7 protein-coding genes are annotated in these 16,692 nt (G+C 51.4%); 1 reads left to right on the forward strand and 6 read right to left on the reverse strand.

Going from position 1 to position 16,692, the window contains the following annotated elements; translation table 11 throughout:
- Positions 1–40: 40 nt before the first annotated feature.
- The 6 genes from QPL95_RS17855 to QPL95_RS17880 form a co-directional block, all read right to left on the reverse strand.
- Positions 41–1,990, reverse strand: a complete 1,950-nt coding sequence (locus QPL95_RS17855) for an EVE domain-containing protein (RefSeq protein WP_303292283.1) — start codon at positions 1,988–1,990, stop codon at positions 41–43.
- A gap of 67 nt (positions 1,991–2,057) precedes the next feature.
- Positions 2,058–5,450, reverse strand: coding sequence for an AAA domain-containing protein (locus QPL95_RS17860; protein WP_303292284.1), 3,393 nt, complete (start codon positions 5,448–5,450; stop codon positions 2,058–2,060).
- A gap of 181 nt (positions 5,451–5,631) precedes the next feature.
- Entirely contained in the window at positions 5,632–8,319 is a 2,688-nt protein-coding gene (locus tag QPL95_RS17865) for an ATP-binding domain-containing protein (protein ID WP_303292285.1), read from the reverse strand.
- A 114-nt stretch (positions 8,320–8,433) separates the two neighbouring features.
- Entirely contained in the window at positions 8,434–9,678 is a 1,245-nt protein-coding gene (locus tag QPL95_RS17870) for a hypothetical protein (protein WP_303292286.1), read from the reverse strand.
- Positions 9,675–13,865: an N-6 DNA methylase gene (locus QPL95_RS17875; protein WP_303292287.1), complete on the reverse strand. Its 4,191-nt coding sequence runs from the start codon at positions 13,863–13,865 to the stop codon at positions 9,675–9,677. The genes QPL95_RS17870 and QPL95_RS17875 overlap by 4 nt, the downstream gene beginning before the upstream one ends.
- A gap of 47 nt (positions 13,866–13,912) precedes the next feature.
- Entirely contained in the window at positions 13,913–16,420 is a 2,508-nt protein-coding gene (locus QPL95_RS17880) for a helicase-related protein (protein ID WP_303292288.1), read from the reverse strand.
- Between QPL95_RS17880 and QPL95_RS17885 the strand changes: the two genes are divergently transcribed.
- Positions 16,403–16,684, forward strand: a complete 282-nt coding sequence (locus QPL95_RS17885) for a hypothetical protein (protein WP_303292289.1) — start codon at positions 16,403–16,405, stop codon at positions 16,682–16,684. The genes QPL95_RS17880 and QPL95_RS17885 overlap by 18 nt on opposite strands.
- Positions 16,685–16,692: the final 8 nt, after the last annotated feature.

Below are 16,692 nucleotides of genomic sequence, written 5' to 3' on the forward strand. Positions count from 1 at the left end.
TTGGTGGCTATCTGATGGACTACTACAACCGGCAGCGGCCTCACGCGTTTAACGGCGGCATTTCGCCTGTTGCAGCTGAGGAAAATCTTAAAATACTGTCCGGGATTAGTTGACCACTACAAGGCTCTACCCGATAGGCAACTTGGTCAGTTTCTGCATCCTGTACTGGACGAATGCCTTCGACAAAGTCCTCATAGCTGTATGCCTGATGGAAGGTAACGAAAGCGTAGTGAATCTGGTCTGCCTGATTGGGAGCGCCTTCTTTTAGAATTTTGGTCTGTGAGATAAGGTCCTCGCAGTCGTCCTGCCAGTTGCCAGCCAGGGCCCAACGGCTGTCAGTATCCTTATCAAAAACCAGCGGCGCTACCCGGTTCTTATATTTCACCGAAGTGGATGTATCAACGGTATGGGATTGCAAAGTCGCCCAGATCTGAGCCTTAAGATGCTGTCGCCGACCAACTGCCTTTGCTTTCTGAATAAAGAAGGGGTGGCCCTCAATTTCCTTCACTTTGGCTGATTTACCAAGGTCATACAGGCACATGAATACTACATCAAACCAGTTCACTGGTTTGAGTTGCTCTGACAGCCACTGCTCATGGGAAATGGACGCCTGTTTTACAATGTAACGTTCCTTCAGCTTGTTCAAGGTAAACGTCTTGCCGGTGCCGGGCGGCCCATAGAGAATTTTGTTCGTTGGCTCAGCGACTATACGTTGCCTTTGTGTAGTTGAGACTTTTTCTGTCGCCTTGAGGGGTTTTCTTTGCCAAAGCTCATCAAGCAAGGCCGCACTCCGTGATCTGATCTCAATGCCAGAACTCTGTGGTGACCACTGTTGTTGATCAATGGTGATGGTGCCGAGCTCCCTCATCGTGATGAAAGGATCTTTGAATACGTCCCTAATAGCGGTCAGCTCGATGTCGACATACAGGCAGGCTTCCCCTTGATCGGCTTTCTGAACGTCATAATGCTCGGCCTCGTAAGGCTCTGATACAACGTTACCGGTCGCCATTATGCCCCGGGGCTCTTCGCCAAGCCGGATCAGCCACGCTCGGTCGCCCGGAGAGGCTGCTTGGTTGGCACAACGCCATTTCATTACAACCGGCTTACCCTCTCTAGTTTGGGCGATATCCTTGGGCAGCGTTTCCCAGTCCCAATTTTTTGGATTCCATGCAAACAGCCAGCTTTTGGTGGTTTGGTCCTTCCAGAGTTCTTTCAAAGGAGGTTGGTAGAAATCCAGTTTTTCAGTGCCGAACTCGGCTTCCTTTGCTTGACGAATTTCTCGAATCTGAGCGTCTACCTCGGCTGCAGTAAGCTTATTCACAACTCTTAGCGGTTTACCGGTGAATATACTAACGATGGTCTTCCGTTCGCCGCTACTAAAGATACGCTCAATTTGGTCTGGGTGGAGGAGGTACAGCAACATGTGCCGGAATTGCCGCCGCTCACTCTCAGGAATCTGACCCAACCAGGCCGCCAGCTGGTTGTAATCCCCGAACAACTGGAGTCGCTCTGTCGCGGACAACTGGAATGTTCGCTTGAAAAGCTCAACACAGTAAGCCAATTCGCGCCAACGGTTAGTATTGAAACTGGTGCCCGCGTTACCAATTCCTGCCAGCGTTTCATCTGAAAGTAAGGTGTGGTCAGCAGGCAGCTCATCCCCAGACCATGCCCAAACCCTTAAGATCGATTCGCGTTTCTTGCCAGCACTTATGTTTTTCGGGCACAGCAGCATTAGCCATAGAATTTCGGCGGCGAGTTTCTTAACCTCTGCGTCACACTCGGACAGCTGAACTTCCAGTTTCTCGAAGAAATCACCTTCGCCTGCATCAAGGTTATTGGAAAACCAGGTGTCCAAGGCCTGGATGTTATCGGGCGTCCAAATTATTTGGTTCGAAAATACGGATCGGCCCTCAGCTAAACTGAGTTTCAGCCAAGTTTCGCCAGCTTTGAATAAATGATCTGCCGTTTGTTCCGCTGCCGGGCGAGCCATATTTTTTCTCCGTTGCCATTTCGAAAGTTCGCTTGATCTTGATCAGGAAGAACTCAAAGCTCTATCCCTAGTAATTTTTGAAGGTGTCTGAAACGACAGCTGAAACCTCGGGACCCGTGTCTTTGTTTGCCGAATCCACCCACTGACGAACGCGTTCAACACAGCCATCCAGATCGTCACGAATTTCATAAACCCAAAACCGGAGCACATCCCACCCGAGCTCATACATACGTTGGTTGCGAATCTGATCCCGGCGACAGTATTCACCGGTCCAAAGGCGATGATAGCGCTCACCGTCTACCTCGATATCCAATCGCTTTTCTCCAATAACAATGGCCAGATCCAGAAGGTATTGTTCAACGGGGTATTGTGGGATGGTGCGGATGTCGGCTTCATAAAGGGCTTTATAGAGAACAATCTCCCAGTCAGATACTTTGGAACGGTCCACCATGCTGGGGTACTCTGGCCTGCCAGGCTGCTGCAGATGGAGATCGGAGTTGATTTTTTCCTCGCTAAGTTGTTCAACGTAGCGAGCAAATTCAGACAGGTACTCGACATCACTGGACTTTGCGGCCTCGGAGTCACCTATTACCAAAAGCATGGCCCGAGCCCTGGTGATGGCAACGTTAAAAAGGTTGCCGCTTCGTTTTAGGAACGTTGTAGTTCCGAAGGAGGCACCTTCAGAAACCACTGGTGAGAAAACGATGACATCTCGCTCATCGCCCTGAAAACGATGGACGGTGTCGCAGAGGAAGCCGCGCTCATCGAGCATCGATGAAAGTGTTCTATCCTTGAAACACAGCTCCTTTATTAGATTTGCCTGTGCACGAAACGGGGTGACAACACCAACCGAGCCCTGATAACGCTGCTCCACCACCAAATGATATAGCTCTTCGACGATGGCTTGTGCTTCCTGCTTGTTGACGGCACTTCCAGTGCTGGGACGAATCGTTTTGCCTTTAATATCTTGCCACCTAACACCTGGGCTTTTACGGGAAGGGCGCTGCAACCGGTCGTACTGAGTTGCTACTCGCAGTCGACCCTCGTAGAAGAACTCATTTGAAAAGTTGATGATATCGGCGTGAGAACGGTGATGATCTTTCAGGTTTACAATGTCCTCAGCATTGGCGTAAGAGCTGGTGGTATCGAACAGTGAATTCCAAGAGTAGGCCCACTGGATAAAATCCTGCGTCAGATCGAACCGGTCCAGCAACTGCATATCCTGCGATTTGTGAATACTGCTGATATGTGGGAGCTGCTTTGGATCGCCGATTACGACTGCCGACTTTGCTCGGTATAACAGTGGCAGCGCTGAGGCTACGTCACACTGACTGGCTTCATCGAATACGACGAGATCGTAGTAGCCCGCTGTAAAGGGAAGTTTCCCGCGAGCAGAGAGCGACGTGACAGCCCAGCAGGGAAGGAGATGAGAAACCTTTTCCGTCAGTTCATAGTATTGTTTCCAAACATTCCTCTGAACTTTGCCGCCGCCGGAGTCCGTTATCATCTGAAGTACCGAAACGTATCGGGACAATAGTGTTCGGTCACTCGCGGTTAGTTTGGCTGGGCTAACCTTGAGCCAGCCTTTCCAGAGCTTGTCTGAATTTGCCGAGATGCTTTCATACAGTTTCAGTTGTCGTGTATTGATCTCTTCAAGAGAGGTTCCTTGCTGCAATTCAGTCAGTGCTGAAAAGTACTTTTTAATCCGACTGATTCTGCCTGATAACTCGCTGATATTGCTGCTGACGTCGGCCCATTGCGTGACATGTTCGTCGTCAACGACCGACGGCGGAGCCTTTAGCTCAAGAGCCTCGGTGAACGTCTGAAAGCCGGTAATCGCTTCGTTGAGCTGCTCGAATCTTTTTTTCCTAGCGTTGTTCCAGAACAGGCGTGTAAAAAATCCTTGCTGGGTCTTGTCAGCCTGCCGTACTGCTTTTTCCAGGCCTCGGTGCTGGTTTTCGAAAGCCTCCAGATCCAAAGACCGCACGCGCGCAAACACCTTTTCACCCAGCTCTTCTCGATATTCTTCGATAGATTGCTCAAGCTTGTCGACGGTATTGCGATGAGCTATGAAATCAGCCTGCTTTTTCTTAAGCGATTCAGACTGCTGAATCAAAGCATCGTGCGCCTCAACACAGTGGTCATATTCAAGCTTCTCGTCTTCTGATGCTGCGGCAGAGAGCAGGGCCTGCAGGTACTCTTTGAGTTTCAGCTGATAAGCGTTGGAGCCCATTCTCAGCAACAAAGGTCGTGGACCAAGGGTATTTACCCTGGTCTCAACAACATCGACGGCTTTGTTGTTTTTACTGGCAAATAGTACTTTCTTGCCTTGCCAGGCGGCATTGATTAAGAGGTTGGTGACCACCTGAGATTTGCCGGTGCCGGGAGGTCCGGTGATGATCGTGAGTTGTTTTGAAAGGGCTTGGCCAACGGCCATTCGCTGTTCCAGGTTCATGGGCAGAACTTCAAGCAGTGTTTTATCAAGAGGCGGTTCCTCCTCCCTGTTGAAGCGATTGCCTACCAGTTGCCCGAGCGCGGTGCCCTCATACTGTTCTTCTTTGAGAACCGCCAGATCTCGCAGTTCTGTCTCCAAACCTTGAGTGTAAGGCTTACGCTCGGCTAGCATCAGAACAGCCTGATTGTAGATGCCTGGTTCGCTCAGGGTTGGTATGGGTTGTGATGCCGACAGTTCCTCTGGGTTGCAGACCTCTCTCCAAGGCCACTCGGTGCGAAGTGCCTGTAACCTTGGTACAACCTCGTCCAGTTCTGGAACCTCTGCCCCATCGCTAAAGCCCAGCTCATCCTCCAAGCTGAGGAGCTCATCCATTAGCGAATCCCGATCGGCATTTGTAAAACGTTTCAGAACCGCGGTGTTTAGAATCGGGAAGTCATTTGAAAGCGAGGCCATTCCACGGTTGTTGGCTCCTTCAAACTGAACTGGTATGAGAAATAATGGCTCCAGACGATAGATATCGTTTCCCGCTTTGGAGGTGAACCGGTTAATGGCAATCGGATAACCAAGGTAAAGAATTTTGGCATTTCTATCCCGATGCATTTTATTGGTTAACTGGCTACCGGCCGGCGTCTGGAGATGGGCATTGATGTCATCATCCGGTAGAGAGGGGAGAGGCACGTAATCGAAATCGTTCTGGAATGGCCTTGCCCAAGTGCTTACTTCACCGATGTCGTCTTGACTCAGGCAAGCCAAATAATACCTAGCCAGGCGAGATAGCGAAGTGTTTGTAAACGAGGCCTCACCAGGTCCGGAGCCTGGTTTGCTTGAGGCGCCTTTTAGAGGCCACCAACAGTATCGGGAGTCTTGTGAGTACTGGGCGCTCAGTGGCCCATACAGAAGGCTGTTTACCTCCCTTTTATCGACACCAAGTTTTGTCGCCAGCTGAACGGCCTTCTGGCCCGGCCTCAGATTCAGTTCATCGACTAATCTTTGTTGTAACGACATCTGACGAAAACTCCTGTAATACGTATCCTCAGGGTTCCAGAGTAGACAGACCCTTATGGCGGGGAAAACGGTCGATTCTACGCAAACGAACGTGTCGTTTGCTACCCATCAATATCCACCTACCAACCAAAAGTCCGAGTCTTTTGTAGCAGTGGTGACGCTCTAAAAGTTTTGGTAGCCACTAACTGTCCCAACTTTCCGTAAACTCAGACCGAAGCTGGCTCAAAGGTTCTGGCAGCTGTTGATTACAGGTCATCCCCAAATACGTGGCAGCCCGGGTGAAGCCAACGTACAGATACTTGTCGAAGAGATCAGGAACCAATTCGGCGAGCTCATCGACTCCCACGAAAAAGACCGCTTCAAATTCTAGGCCTTTGATATGTTCAATTGAGAAAACGCGCACGTTGTTTCCTTCTCCCAATGATTTGCCGCCGACGCAAGCCTCGGCGCGCAGGTTGAAGTCCTCTAGCTTTTCATTGAGTGCCTCAGCCATTTGTTCTGCCTGATCATCATTCTGAACCAGTACAGCGGTGGTGGGGAGCGGCGGTGTTAACGACTCGATCTCACGGATTCGTTCAGCTAGCCAAGCACTGGTGGAGTCAATATCCGAACAGTGCTCGATCAGCGTAGGCATCAGACCATCGTGTACAGTAGATTCTGGTAATTCGCCAAGGGCAGATAAGTCGCCCCCAGTCGCAGTTAGCAGCTCACCTGCCAAGCGATTCAATGTACGGCTTTGCCGGTATACGGCATTGATGTTCTGAACCGTAAGATCTTTGGCCAACCAATTTAACTGGGCCTTGGATCGGATGCCTTCACCAGTGATTCGCTGGTTGAAGTCGCCACAGGCGCAGTAGGACTCTGCGTTAAGACTCGATAGATTTTTCATTGCCGCCAACTGGAGCACTGAAAAATCGGTGGCCTCGTCCACGAGTATTTGGTTAAGGAACATTGTTGAATGATTCTGTAGGAACGAGGGCAAGGAGCCGTTGTTGCTCCTTGAAATAACCGGCTCTGCTATGAGCTTCCGAGTATTCTCCAGCGCAAGAAGTACAACTGCGTCCAGCTCATAGGCAGAAATATGTTTGGGTTTTTCCGGAGCCTTGATATAAAAAGATGTTTCCGAGCATGCTTTTTTCCGGAAGGCTTTGTAGCTGGCAGGCACATCCCGGACGAAGCGGCGATAGGGTCTGCTGAAGCGATTGAGGGCATTGCGAATGGAAGCGCGCTCGCCGACAATCAAAAGTTCTTCATTTGTCGGGACTCGCTCATTAAGCCATTCGACGATCGCATAAGTCCTACCTGTTTTAGGAAGCGAGCGCTTTTGATATCGCGAGCGGCCAAGAGAGCGAATAGCCTTCTTGTAAGCGTTGAAAGCCTCTTTATTACTCGTATTACCAGTAGCTGATTCTGATTCAGTGTTGATTTCAGGTTCATCTTCTCCATCAAAAACGGAGTCGTCCTCTTCTTCATCATCCTCAACTTCAAGTTGATCAATGAATGACGCAAGCTCTCGAAAGAACGGGGTGTATTGGTTGTACTGTTGGCCGGCTAATTCCTTTAACTGTTTTTCTGATTGCTCGTTGAGATCTTTCAAGGCCTCTTGGATCACACTCTCCAGCCGAGTCAACTTGCTAAATGTGTCGACAAGCTTCTTATAGCCTTGGGTCTCAACGATATCTCGAATGGACCGCACCAACTCAGCATTCACGTACCCCTTGGAACTCTCCAGTAGATTTAATCCAACTGAGAACTGTTTGAATAAACGTTCTGAGTGGAAGTCCCGAAACGCCTCATACCAGCTAATAGGATCTTCAATTACCTGTTGGCTCAGCGTAGTTAGTTGATCTTTAAGAATGAACTTGCCTTGGCTGGTAGAGGACTGAAGAAGCCCCAAGTTTTCACGACTCAGTTTTCTGCGGTAGTTCTCCCAGGTCACGATCTCGTTGCTCGACACTGGAACGTCTTCACGAGCGAAGGCGTCCTTGAGATACATTCTCAGCAGCTCAGTGGGTGTGAACATAATCCAGCTTTTGCTGTGTTCTCGCCCTGATGAATCGGGCTGGGCGTACCGTTTTTCAGCAGGCTCCATGAGCTCTGAGTCTAGTTTTTGGCTAAGACGTTTGATCAGAGTTGTAGTTTTGCCTGTCCCGGGTGGCCCCATAATCATAAGTTTGCTATTCAGCGGAAGCCTGAAAATTTCATCCTGAAACTTGTCCAGGATCGGTTGGTCTCTTAATCCCATAGTGCGACGGATTTCATGAACCAAGCCTTTCTTGATCAAGTCCTCAGTTTCTTCTCCCGCCAGCATGGCATCGAAATCATCGGCAGCGGTACTGTCGACTTTTCGGAGTAGGGCTCGGAGGGAGCTGATACTCTGTTGACCAAGTTCTTCGTGGTCAAACTTTGAGTCTTTAGAGTCCCATCCACTCTCAAGAAGCGCGGGATAGAGTTTGCAGGCCTCAATCACCGTGTACTCAACGCCATTCACTTCTGCGGCATCACCAATTGGAAGCGAAGCTAAACGTCCCATAGGCGCGTTGTAGCTTGCCAGAAGGCCGTGATCGCCCAGGGGGACCTGATATTTTCGAGCAACGTACACGGTTTTCTGATTGGCGTTCTCGTCCTCTAAAATGAGGCGGGCAATGGCAGGCTCCCTTGTAAGCTGTGAGTAGCCCTCGCGCGCTTCACGGTTGATCCTGTCGAGTGTTTGGTTTGTTTCAGTGCCGGTGAAGGTGTTCGTGTGGGCGAAGGCTGTCGAATTAACATCCTTGGTGGATTCCATTTTTTCTTTGGCTACAGATTCAATCCTTGAAAAGGTTTCGAGTGTATCGCGTGCCAAATCAGTAATGTGCTGTTTTAGTTCCATCACACGGTGTCCTTCTTGTAGTTAGATGCTTCCATGGTCGGCGTGGAATACGACGATAAATAGGTTTACTCGCAAGCGTCCCCGATAAGATGATCGCGAATCAAGTCCGGCAACTTAATAATCCTGATGCGAATCTGTCTTTGATTGGGCTGCTGTGAATTCGTTAAACGGTTTCAGCCAGTCTTCGTATCGGAATTCTTGTTTCACCCTCTGCTGGAATTCGGGGTTTCGAAGCATTTCCAGAGTCACGTCCTTAAAGGTCAGGTGGAGCTTGGTTTTGTTCAGTAGGTCTGGCGCTGACGGCGCTACCTTCCAAAGGATATCGAGTAAATACTCTTTGCTAATCTCCTCTGTCACTGTTTCGCAGCGACTGGCCAGTTCCTGAGGTGGGCGCTCAGCAATAACTGGGGCGAGGTTGCTTGCAAGACCTTCTAGGGACCTTTCAATAGACGCCTGAAGCTGTTGCTGCTCTTCTTTGCAATACTTTTCAATGCGTTCTCGGAGATCCTCTACCTTGTACACGAATTCCTTCTTTTTGGTGCTTAAAAGCACCCGCCCAAGCCGCTTACCCAGGCTTGGCGCGTACCTATCCCGCAGGGTCTCGGCCTCTTTGCGCAAAGAGGATAGTTTTTCAGATGCCTTCCCATCAATGAGCTTGTAGCTGGCATTCAGTCGCTCTTCGATTTCCTGATCATTGTCGAAAATGGACTGTTTCAGTTGTTTGGGAAGGCGGATGGTGCGCTGCTGTATTTTACTGCCCTCCAGCTCCATCTCGACGAACTGGAGGCGCGACTGGTACACACGTACCTGGCGCTGGAGGTTGAAAGCCTGGGGCGGGTTGCGATTGAGTTTCGTGGTAGTTTCGCTGACTTCCTGATCCGGCAGTGTCTCTCGTCCGATCTCGGCCTGAGGATGGTGTGTTTCAGATTCTTTTCGATCTTCATCCTTATTGGCAATACCGATGGACTGGGTAAAACGTTCAATCTGCTCGGGGGTGAGCTCGAATCCATTAATGTGGTCATGGGAGGATTGAGATTCCACTGCCATAGGGGGGAGCGAGAACGCCCAGCCCTGATCATCAATGATCACGAAGCCGATTCGGAGTCCCGGTTCCTTGTGGACATTGATGCCAGCGTCACGTAACATGTTTACCGATTCAGCCAGACCATAGCCCAACCTAAACAGGTCTTCGTCGTAGTCCAGAATAACCTCAACCTGTAACCGTGGGTCTCTGCTCTGCTCAACAAGAGCGCCTGCGACGGAATCATTGATGGAAGGCGCCGCATAGATTGCGCGATGCTTCGCCATGCCGATCATCTGGCCGATGACATGAGCTGGAAGTTTCTGAAACAGGTTCATTGCAGTTCTCCTGTTTCCAATCTATCCCAAGCCTCAAGTACCAACCGCTGGGTTCGATACTCCCCAAACTCTCGAATCTCATTCTTTTTCAGCACGCGGAAGGTTTCAGATGGGTACTCCTCGCCCATGAGATCAGAAGGATCAAGGACATAGCGGAGCTCATCACGAGTTAGACCATAGAGTTTGGCGTAGTAGGCATCCAGCTCGCACTGGAGCTGGTGTCGACGGGGTGGGTGAAAAGGAAATGGGTCACCTGCGTAACCGAGGTCTTCGGCAAACGGTTTGAGATCATGGGCCGTATACACCAGTTCAAGAACTCGGTTTCTAATAAATTCAATGTTGTCTTGGCTGTAAGCTTCTGGAGGTAGCGTAACGATCTGACGCTTCATATTGTACTTAAGGTGGGTGCCCCCAATTTTCTGTCGAGCGACAAAGTCATGGGGCAGTGAGCATTGATCTGCCAGAAGGCATCCGACCAGTTCGGTTCTTTCGACCTTTGGGAACATCAATAAAAATGTGTCGCCGACGGCAGAGAGGGGAATCACCCCAGCAATAACTGTCCGCTCATCTGTGGAACGGCAAATATCCCGCCAGCCCAGCAAATACTTAGGTCGACGTTCCTTCAAAAGCGTCCAGACCAGTGGCCAAATTTCCTCTCCATCTGCTAAAGCAGACTTGAGCCAACGCTGCTCCTGATTATTCAGTGGATATTGTTGACTCGTTTCCAGCGCAGCTTGAGCCTTCTGGTTCAAACCGCTATCAAACATATCACCGCTAGTGCTCTGGGGCTCTTCATTAAGTAGCGCCAAAGCTGAATCGGTGTCTGATTGGCTCAAGAAGTATCCCGCCAACCAATACGTCAAGGCCTCATTGAGAGCTTGGATATCTTCTTTTTTGCAGGCATCCAGAACTGCTTTGGGAGCTTGGGCTGTTCTTAGCGTTACCTCGGTTTCTGGCACCCAGTACCGGGGCCGGGATTGGTAACCCGGATTTTTCTTTTCTTCCTGTGTGCAGTCACGGCTCGATTCGCCTTCCAGCTCGTAGGTGGCCCAGCGGTGGTCGTAGTGATGGACCATTTTTGCTTCGTATAGCCGCAGAAATGAGCACTGAGCCCCATCTATCTCCTTTGCACTTTTAAAAAGTCGGCTGTCGGTTGACATATCGAAGAGCCTAGAGAAACGAATTCCCCATGGATTTTCATCGGGCTTGTCATCCTCGGATTCACGAATTAGCACCGGTGCAGCGCGATACATTTTCTTAGTGATTTCGGCGTCTTTCTGAGCACGGAATACCGGGCAGGTTTTCGTATTCGGATTGATCAGTGCGAATTCTTCTGGCGTCAGCGTGAAGTGGCGCCGAGGATCCGGTAGTTGTGTTGTTTGGGTCAGGAAAAATGATAAGTCGGCTGCCGATAGACCTTTGCCCATTGTTAGGAGGCAAAACTTATATGATCGGTGAACACCGTCAAAAATGGCTTCCCTGTTTTCAAAATCAAAGAGGCTCGCCAAGCGCTTTTCATCTGCTAGCCATCCGAAAAAGAACTTGGTCGAATCGTCAGTGGCAATACCTGTGGGAACGATAACTCCCGATCGACCTCCGGGGTTTATTGATTTAGCGAAGTGCTCTGCAAAAAGGGCGTAAAGATTGACATCTCCTCGGCCTGTAAGGGGAAAGCGACCAGAAAGCCTTGCAAAGGCGCTGCTGCCCTCTGCGTTTTGTTTAGCAGCCAAGAATTTCCGGTGAAGATTGCGCATGTTCGGGCTATCGCTTTCAGCCAATCCGGCAATCATTTCCCCGCGCGCTGCGGAATTTTTAGCCGCTGCAATTTCGGGCGCCCGGGACGCGAAGAACTCTTGCTCCTGAAGTTTAATTCTCTCCCAAGGTGGATTGCCCAACACGACATCAAAACCGCCTGGGGAATCCTCACCAAAGATCTGAGGAAACGCTAGTGGCCAGTGTAAAAAACGGTGTGTTCTGGTTAGCTCTCGGGTTATCTCTAACACCGGTTCAGGCAAAGGCTGACCTTCGGCAATCAATCGCAGGTGGCTGTTGGTAGGTACCTGAGATGCTGTCTCCTCGGTTTTTGGGGCGAAGAAGGCCGCTGTGAACAGGTCTTCCTTTAAGCGGTCGTTTTGATAGGTCTGGCCGGCCTGGGCTTGAGTAAAGGCTTTGCGCTTGGCCTCCACCTGTTCCACGGTGTCTTCAGGCATAGATTCCATCTCGTTAAAGGTTTGAGGAACCATGCGCAGACTGATAGCCAATTTTTTACCGGCCTGGGTGTTTTGTTTCTTAAGACCAGCACAAACTTTCTTATCATCGCCTGACAATGCCTTGTAAGCATCGCCTGGAATTCCCTGTTCAAGCTGTTTTGACTCCAGAACTCCCACCAGTGCGTTGCCGCATTGGATATGTGCATCCAAAAAGCTCAGGGGCTTGCCGGGCTCGATGGATTCAAGCCACAGGCCTGTTTTGCACAACTCCACAGCCATTGGGTTGAGGTCGACCCCATATATGCAATGGCGGACCACATCCCGCAGGGCATGACGGAAGTGGCTTTCGGTGGCCTGATCTGAGCCGGCGTCGATCTGGGCAAGTTCCGTGGCCAGTCGTCGGGCGGCAGCAAGCAAAAAGTGACCGCTGCCGCACGCTGGGTCACATACGGTAATTCCGAGTAGGGCTTCCCGCGGGTTCTGGCGATTTGTCTCCAATCGATCTTGGATTACAGGCTCCAGAGCGGATTTAATCAGCTCCTGTACCAAAGAGTCTGGGGTGTAATAGGAGCCGGTCAGTTTTCGACTATGGCCGGAAGCGGCTGCCTCGTCTTCGCCATCACCGATGAAACTGAAGCGCCATTGGCCTTCGGTATGGAGTTGGGGAATCAGTTCCAGCAGAGACTCGTAAACCGAGCCGAATTCTTCGGTATCCATATCCCGGTAATTGATTCGTGCGAGTATGCCCTTGTGCTCAAAGTAACAGAGGTTAAACAAAGCACTGTACAAGTACCGGTTCTCGATCTGGCTATTCGATAAATCTTCGCATTGATCGGGAGCAAACAGCCCACCAAGTGCAGGTTGAGCGAGGAGGGGCTGGCCGTTGGCGTATCCGTCAAAGGTGACTCCGAGCAAATCCCAGGCATCGGTATGATGATCGTAATGCCTGCGCTGACGGGCTTTATCCCGAAGTGTGGAGATGGAATAGCCAGTCTCGTAAAGTGCTCTTGCGGATCGATAATCCTGGCCCTCGTGATTGACGGGCAGCAATGCGATGCACCGGTCTTCGGCGGTAAGCAGGAACAGAAAACGGTAAACAAGACGCAACACCTGCTGAAAGTAGTCTTCAGTGCTCAATTCGTTGGCACTGAGTTTTTGTCGCAGGTCGGTATTAGCCGGATGCGCCAGAAAGCCGGTTCCCAGTTGGCGCAGGGCATCGGCTACTCCATATCGCAGCTTATCTAGAGCGCGCTCGCCCTCGTCGTGCCCCTTTTCCCGCCACTGTTCAAGCCAGCAATGTTCCGGCAGGTCTTTCTGCGGTGCGAGGCGGCTGGAATGAAGTAGCAGCCAGAGCGTGGCAAAGTCAGCGTAGTTGTCTTCTTCAAAAAGTCTCGCGAAGTCCACTTCCAAGTAGGCAGGGCGGGTCATCGCGGGGTTGTCGCGTAGTAGCCGTAACACTTGCCCGTTACTCACAATGGCCCACAGGCTATCATCCCGTGCGTTTAGGTATTCCTGTGCCAACCCCGTCGGAGAGCGTTTACGACCTTCCTGGCCGAACAGAGGGTGGCTCGTATCCAGGTCTATATCCGACCCACAGAGAACAATGGGAACGGCGCCGGAAAAGGACTCATGGCCGATCGGGAACTCCCGTTCACCAATCATTTTCTTCTGCTGGCAGGGGCTTATCTCATAGCCGAGAACACGAGTCAGAAGAGGGACTAGCCAATCGTTAACGGTGACACTTTTCCTGGTGACATCCTCACGCTGACTCTTTTGTTGAAATTCCCGCCAGCGGCCACGGGCAATGATCCAGTAGCGGCCTATCTCATCGTTAAAGGTAAGACCTGGCTCTAGGCCGTAAGCTTGACGGTCCTGACCAGGCAGGCTGAATTGCCGCAAATCATGCAGAATTTTGGTACCCAGAAGCCCACCTACAATACGAATAGACTCAAAGGCTTGTTGTGTTGCGCTTGCCATGGATCGTCTTCCTTACTTCTTTTCTTATGTGCCAAGTGAGTGCTGGGTTAGAGCAGGCCTGCGTCTGGTACCAATACGTATATGCCCATCACGTCCACCGGCAGCTGAGGTTGTACGCTGTAGCTACCTCGGGCATCGGCGGCTTCCCGGGTGCGGCGGTGGTCGGCCAGAACGGCCTCAGCGCGTTGGTGCGCAATGGCGTCGAATCGAGGTGTCAGATGCTGCAGGGCATCTACGGCTCGATTCAGCTCACGAGTACGGGCCTCGTCCGCCATGTTTTTGCTCACAGGCAGTTGCATCAGCCGGAGCATATCTGCCTTTTCAAGCAGCTCCGGCTCACCCTGCCGGTTGACCATAACGGCTAAAGCTTCTTCGGCCAGCATTTCTTGGGCTCGTGTCATATCGTTCTGGGTGCGGCGAATGGTCAGACGACTGCGCAATCGCAACAAATATATGGTGGTTCGGGTTTCAACTTCCCTGGTGAAGATAGCTCCAGCACGGGCGACAATTTGGGTTTCTTCGCCAGCCATGGCAAGTTCCGACAAGTAATCTGCCAAGTGGCTGACCAAGGGGTGGGTGCGGTGAATAAACTCGGCGCGCCCCCGCGTGGGGTAAGTGAAGTCCATGGTGCGCAGATGCATCAACCCGGCGGTGCCGAGCCGTTCTTTCAGAGTAAGGGGCAGGTGCGCCAGGGGTGCCTGCCATGTTCCATTGGACTGTGGGTGCAGGGGAGCACCGAGTCGCTCCATACCATTACGAACGAAACGCTCCACATCTTCGTTAGTGCCTAGTACGGCAAAAGCTTTTTGCCATTCTGGCATCACGGATTCCGGTTTAAGCCGGTTTTGAGCGAAGATCGTGCGGTTGCGGCGAGCTTTCTCCCGGGCGGATTCCCATTCGGTTTCCAGTTGCTGAAGCTCTTCATCATCGGCAAACAAGTCCCCGGTTGAAGTCATGCCTTGATTACGCAAAAGCACCGTGTTGAGGATGGCTTGCATATAGCGTTGTTCATTTTCAGGCGCCGGTACCGATACCCCTAGTGCTTTGCGAATGTTGTCAGCCTTACGGATGATGACCTGGAGAACTGCACCATCGATGGGATTGTCTTCCCCGTACAACATGAGGGTTTTGACCTTATCTGCCTGCTGCCCGAAGCGGTCTACTCGGCCTTCCCTCTGTTCGTGACGGGTGGGGTTCCAACTCAGGTCATAATGTACAACGGCCGTGAATTGTTCTTGCAGGTTGATCCCTTCTGAAAGACAGTCAGTGGCGACCATCAGTGGAGGTTTGTCGCTATCCTTGAGAGCCTCAACTTTTTCCTGACGCTCGGCAGGTGTCAGGTTGCCAGTTACGTAGATGACGTTGCGGTCTTTGAAGGCACTTTTCAGTTGGTCGGCAAGATATTCTGCTGTCGCAATGTATCGACAAAAAACGACCGGATTGTAGCCTTCTTCCAACATTGGTTTTAGTTGTTTGGTCAGTGCCTTAAGCTTCGGGTCGTTGTTCGATCTAAGAGCCCGGGCCCGATCTACAAGTGCCTCCAGCCTGGCCAAGTCTTCGGTAACTGCGGCGCCGGGTTCTACGTCGTCAGCGCTGTCCAGATCCTCACCGCCATCTAGGACAGTGGTAGTGCCCTGGGTTTCCAGTACTTCGGCCTGCTGTAATTCGGTCAATTCCGTTTCGTTACCACCAAAGGCGTTATCAATCCGTGTGTTGAGAGCTCTAATGGCTGCCTGGGGTGAAGACGATATGCACCGAAGCAAAGCAAGAGCAGCCCACCAGTTCATGCGGGCCTTTAAGGTACCTTCTTCCTCTCTCTCCACGAGTTCTCGGGCGTAATCCAATACCTCTTGGAATATATCTGCCCATTCACCTGAAAGCTTGTAGGTAATTTCTGCGGTGAAACGTTCAGGGAAGAGGCCGCCTTCTTGCCATTCTTTGATGTCCTCTCTCCGTCGCTGAACAAAGTGATCGGCCAGTTTCTGGCGCAAAGGGTGTTGCGCGTTGGTGATGTCTTTGAGTTTGGCAAAATCTTTGTTCAGCAAGGAAAGCAGGTTGTAGAACGCCTCTTCGTCGCCACTGTGGGGCGTGGCCGTAAGCATTAACAAGTGTCGTTCTGGGTTGTCCGCCAGATCACGCAGTAGCTCGTATCGTTGCTGGCGGCCCTGACCAGTGCGGGAGCATGTGTGGGCCTCATCTACGATAATGAATTCGGGACACTGTTCCGCAAACGCATCCCGGCGGTTTTTGCTTTTGATGTAATCCAGGGACACGATGGTGAAGGGGTATTCGGTAAAAATCGACGTACCTGCAGGTAGGCCACGTTCCAGTCGAGCAGCGGTGCTTGAGCGCACAATCTCGGCTTGAATATGGAACCGGTTGCTTAGCTCCTTCTGCCACTGCTCGCAAAGGTGGGGCGGACACAGAACCGCGAGTCGATGGATCTCACCGCGATCCATTAATTCGCGCGCTATTAGCCCGGCTTCGATGGTTTTACCAATCCCTACGTCATCGGCGATCAGCAGGCGAACAACCTGATGTTTGAGAGCTACCATAAGTGGCACGAGCTGATAGGCCCGTGGCTCGATGGCAATATTCCCGAAACTTCGGAAAGGACCAGCGCCCGCCCGGAGTTTCAACATAAGGGCATCACGCAGGAGCAATCCGGCGGATTGTATGCCAGCGTGCGTTGGGTCCGGGTATGGGAAAGTTGCTGGCTCTACCGGCTGCCTTTCCAGTTCAGGCAGCAGGACTGTTGGTTTTTCTTCACCCCCACCAAGCGGCCGAAGATGCAGAATCTTCCCTTCACTCTGGGGTAGCACAACCC

The organism is Marinobacter sp. SS5-14b, assembly GCF_030541005.1.
Taxonomy (GTDB): Bacteria; Pseudomonadota; Gammaproteobacteria; order Pseudomonadales; family Oleiphilaceae; genus Marinobacter.

What these genes read in the sequence shown, in the direction of transcription:
- QPL95_RS17865 (WP_303292285.1), bottom strand. Translation starts at nt 8,319, where the DNA reads ATGGAACTAAAACAGCACATTACTGATTTGGCACGCGATACACTCGAA.
- QPL95_RS17880 (WP_303292288.1), bottom strand. Translation starts at nt 16,420, where the DNA reads ATGGTAGCTCTCAAACATCAGGTTGTTCGCCTGCTGATCGCCGATGAC.
- QPL95_RS17875 (WP_303292287.1), bottom strand. Translation starts at nt 13,865, where the DNA reads ATGGCAAGCGCAACACAACAAGCCTTTGAGTCTATTCGTATTGTAGGT.
- QPL95_RS17855 (WP_303292283.1), bottom strand. Translation starts at nt 1,990, where the DNA reads ATGGCTCGCCCGGCAGCGGAACAAACGGCAGATCATTTATTCAAAGCT.
- QPL95_RS17870 (WP_303292286.1), bottom strand. Translation starts at nt 9,678, where the DNA reads ATGAACCTGTTTCAGAAACTTCCAGCTCATGTCATCGGCCAGATGATC.
- QPL95_RS17860 (WP_303292284.1), bottom strand. Translation starts at nt 5,450, where the DNA reads ATGTCGTTACAACAAAGATTAGTCGATGAACTGAATCTGAGGCCGGGC.
- QPL95_RS17885 (WP_303292289.1), top strand. Translation starts at nt 16,403, where the DNA reads ATGTTTGAGAGCTACCATAAGTGGCACGAGCTGATAGGCCCGTGGCTC.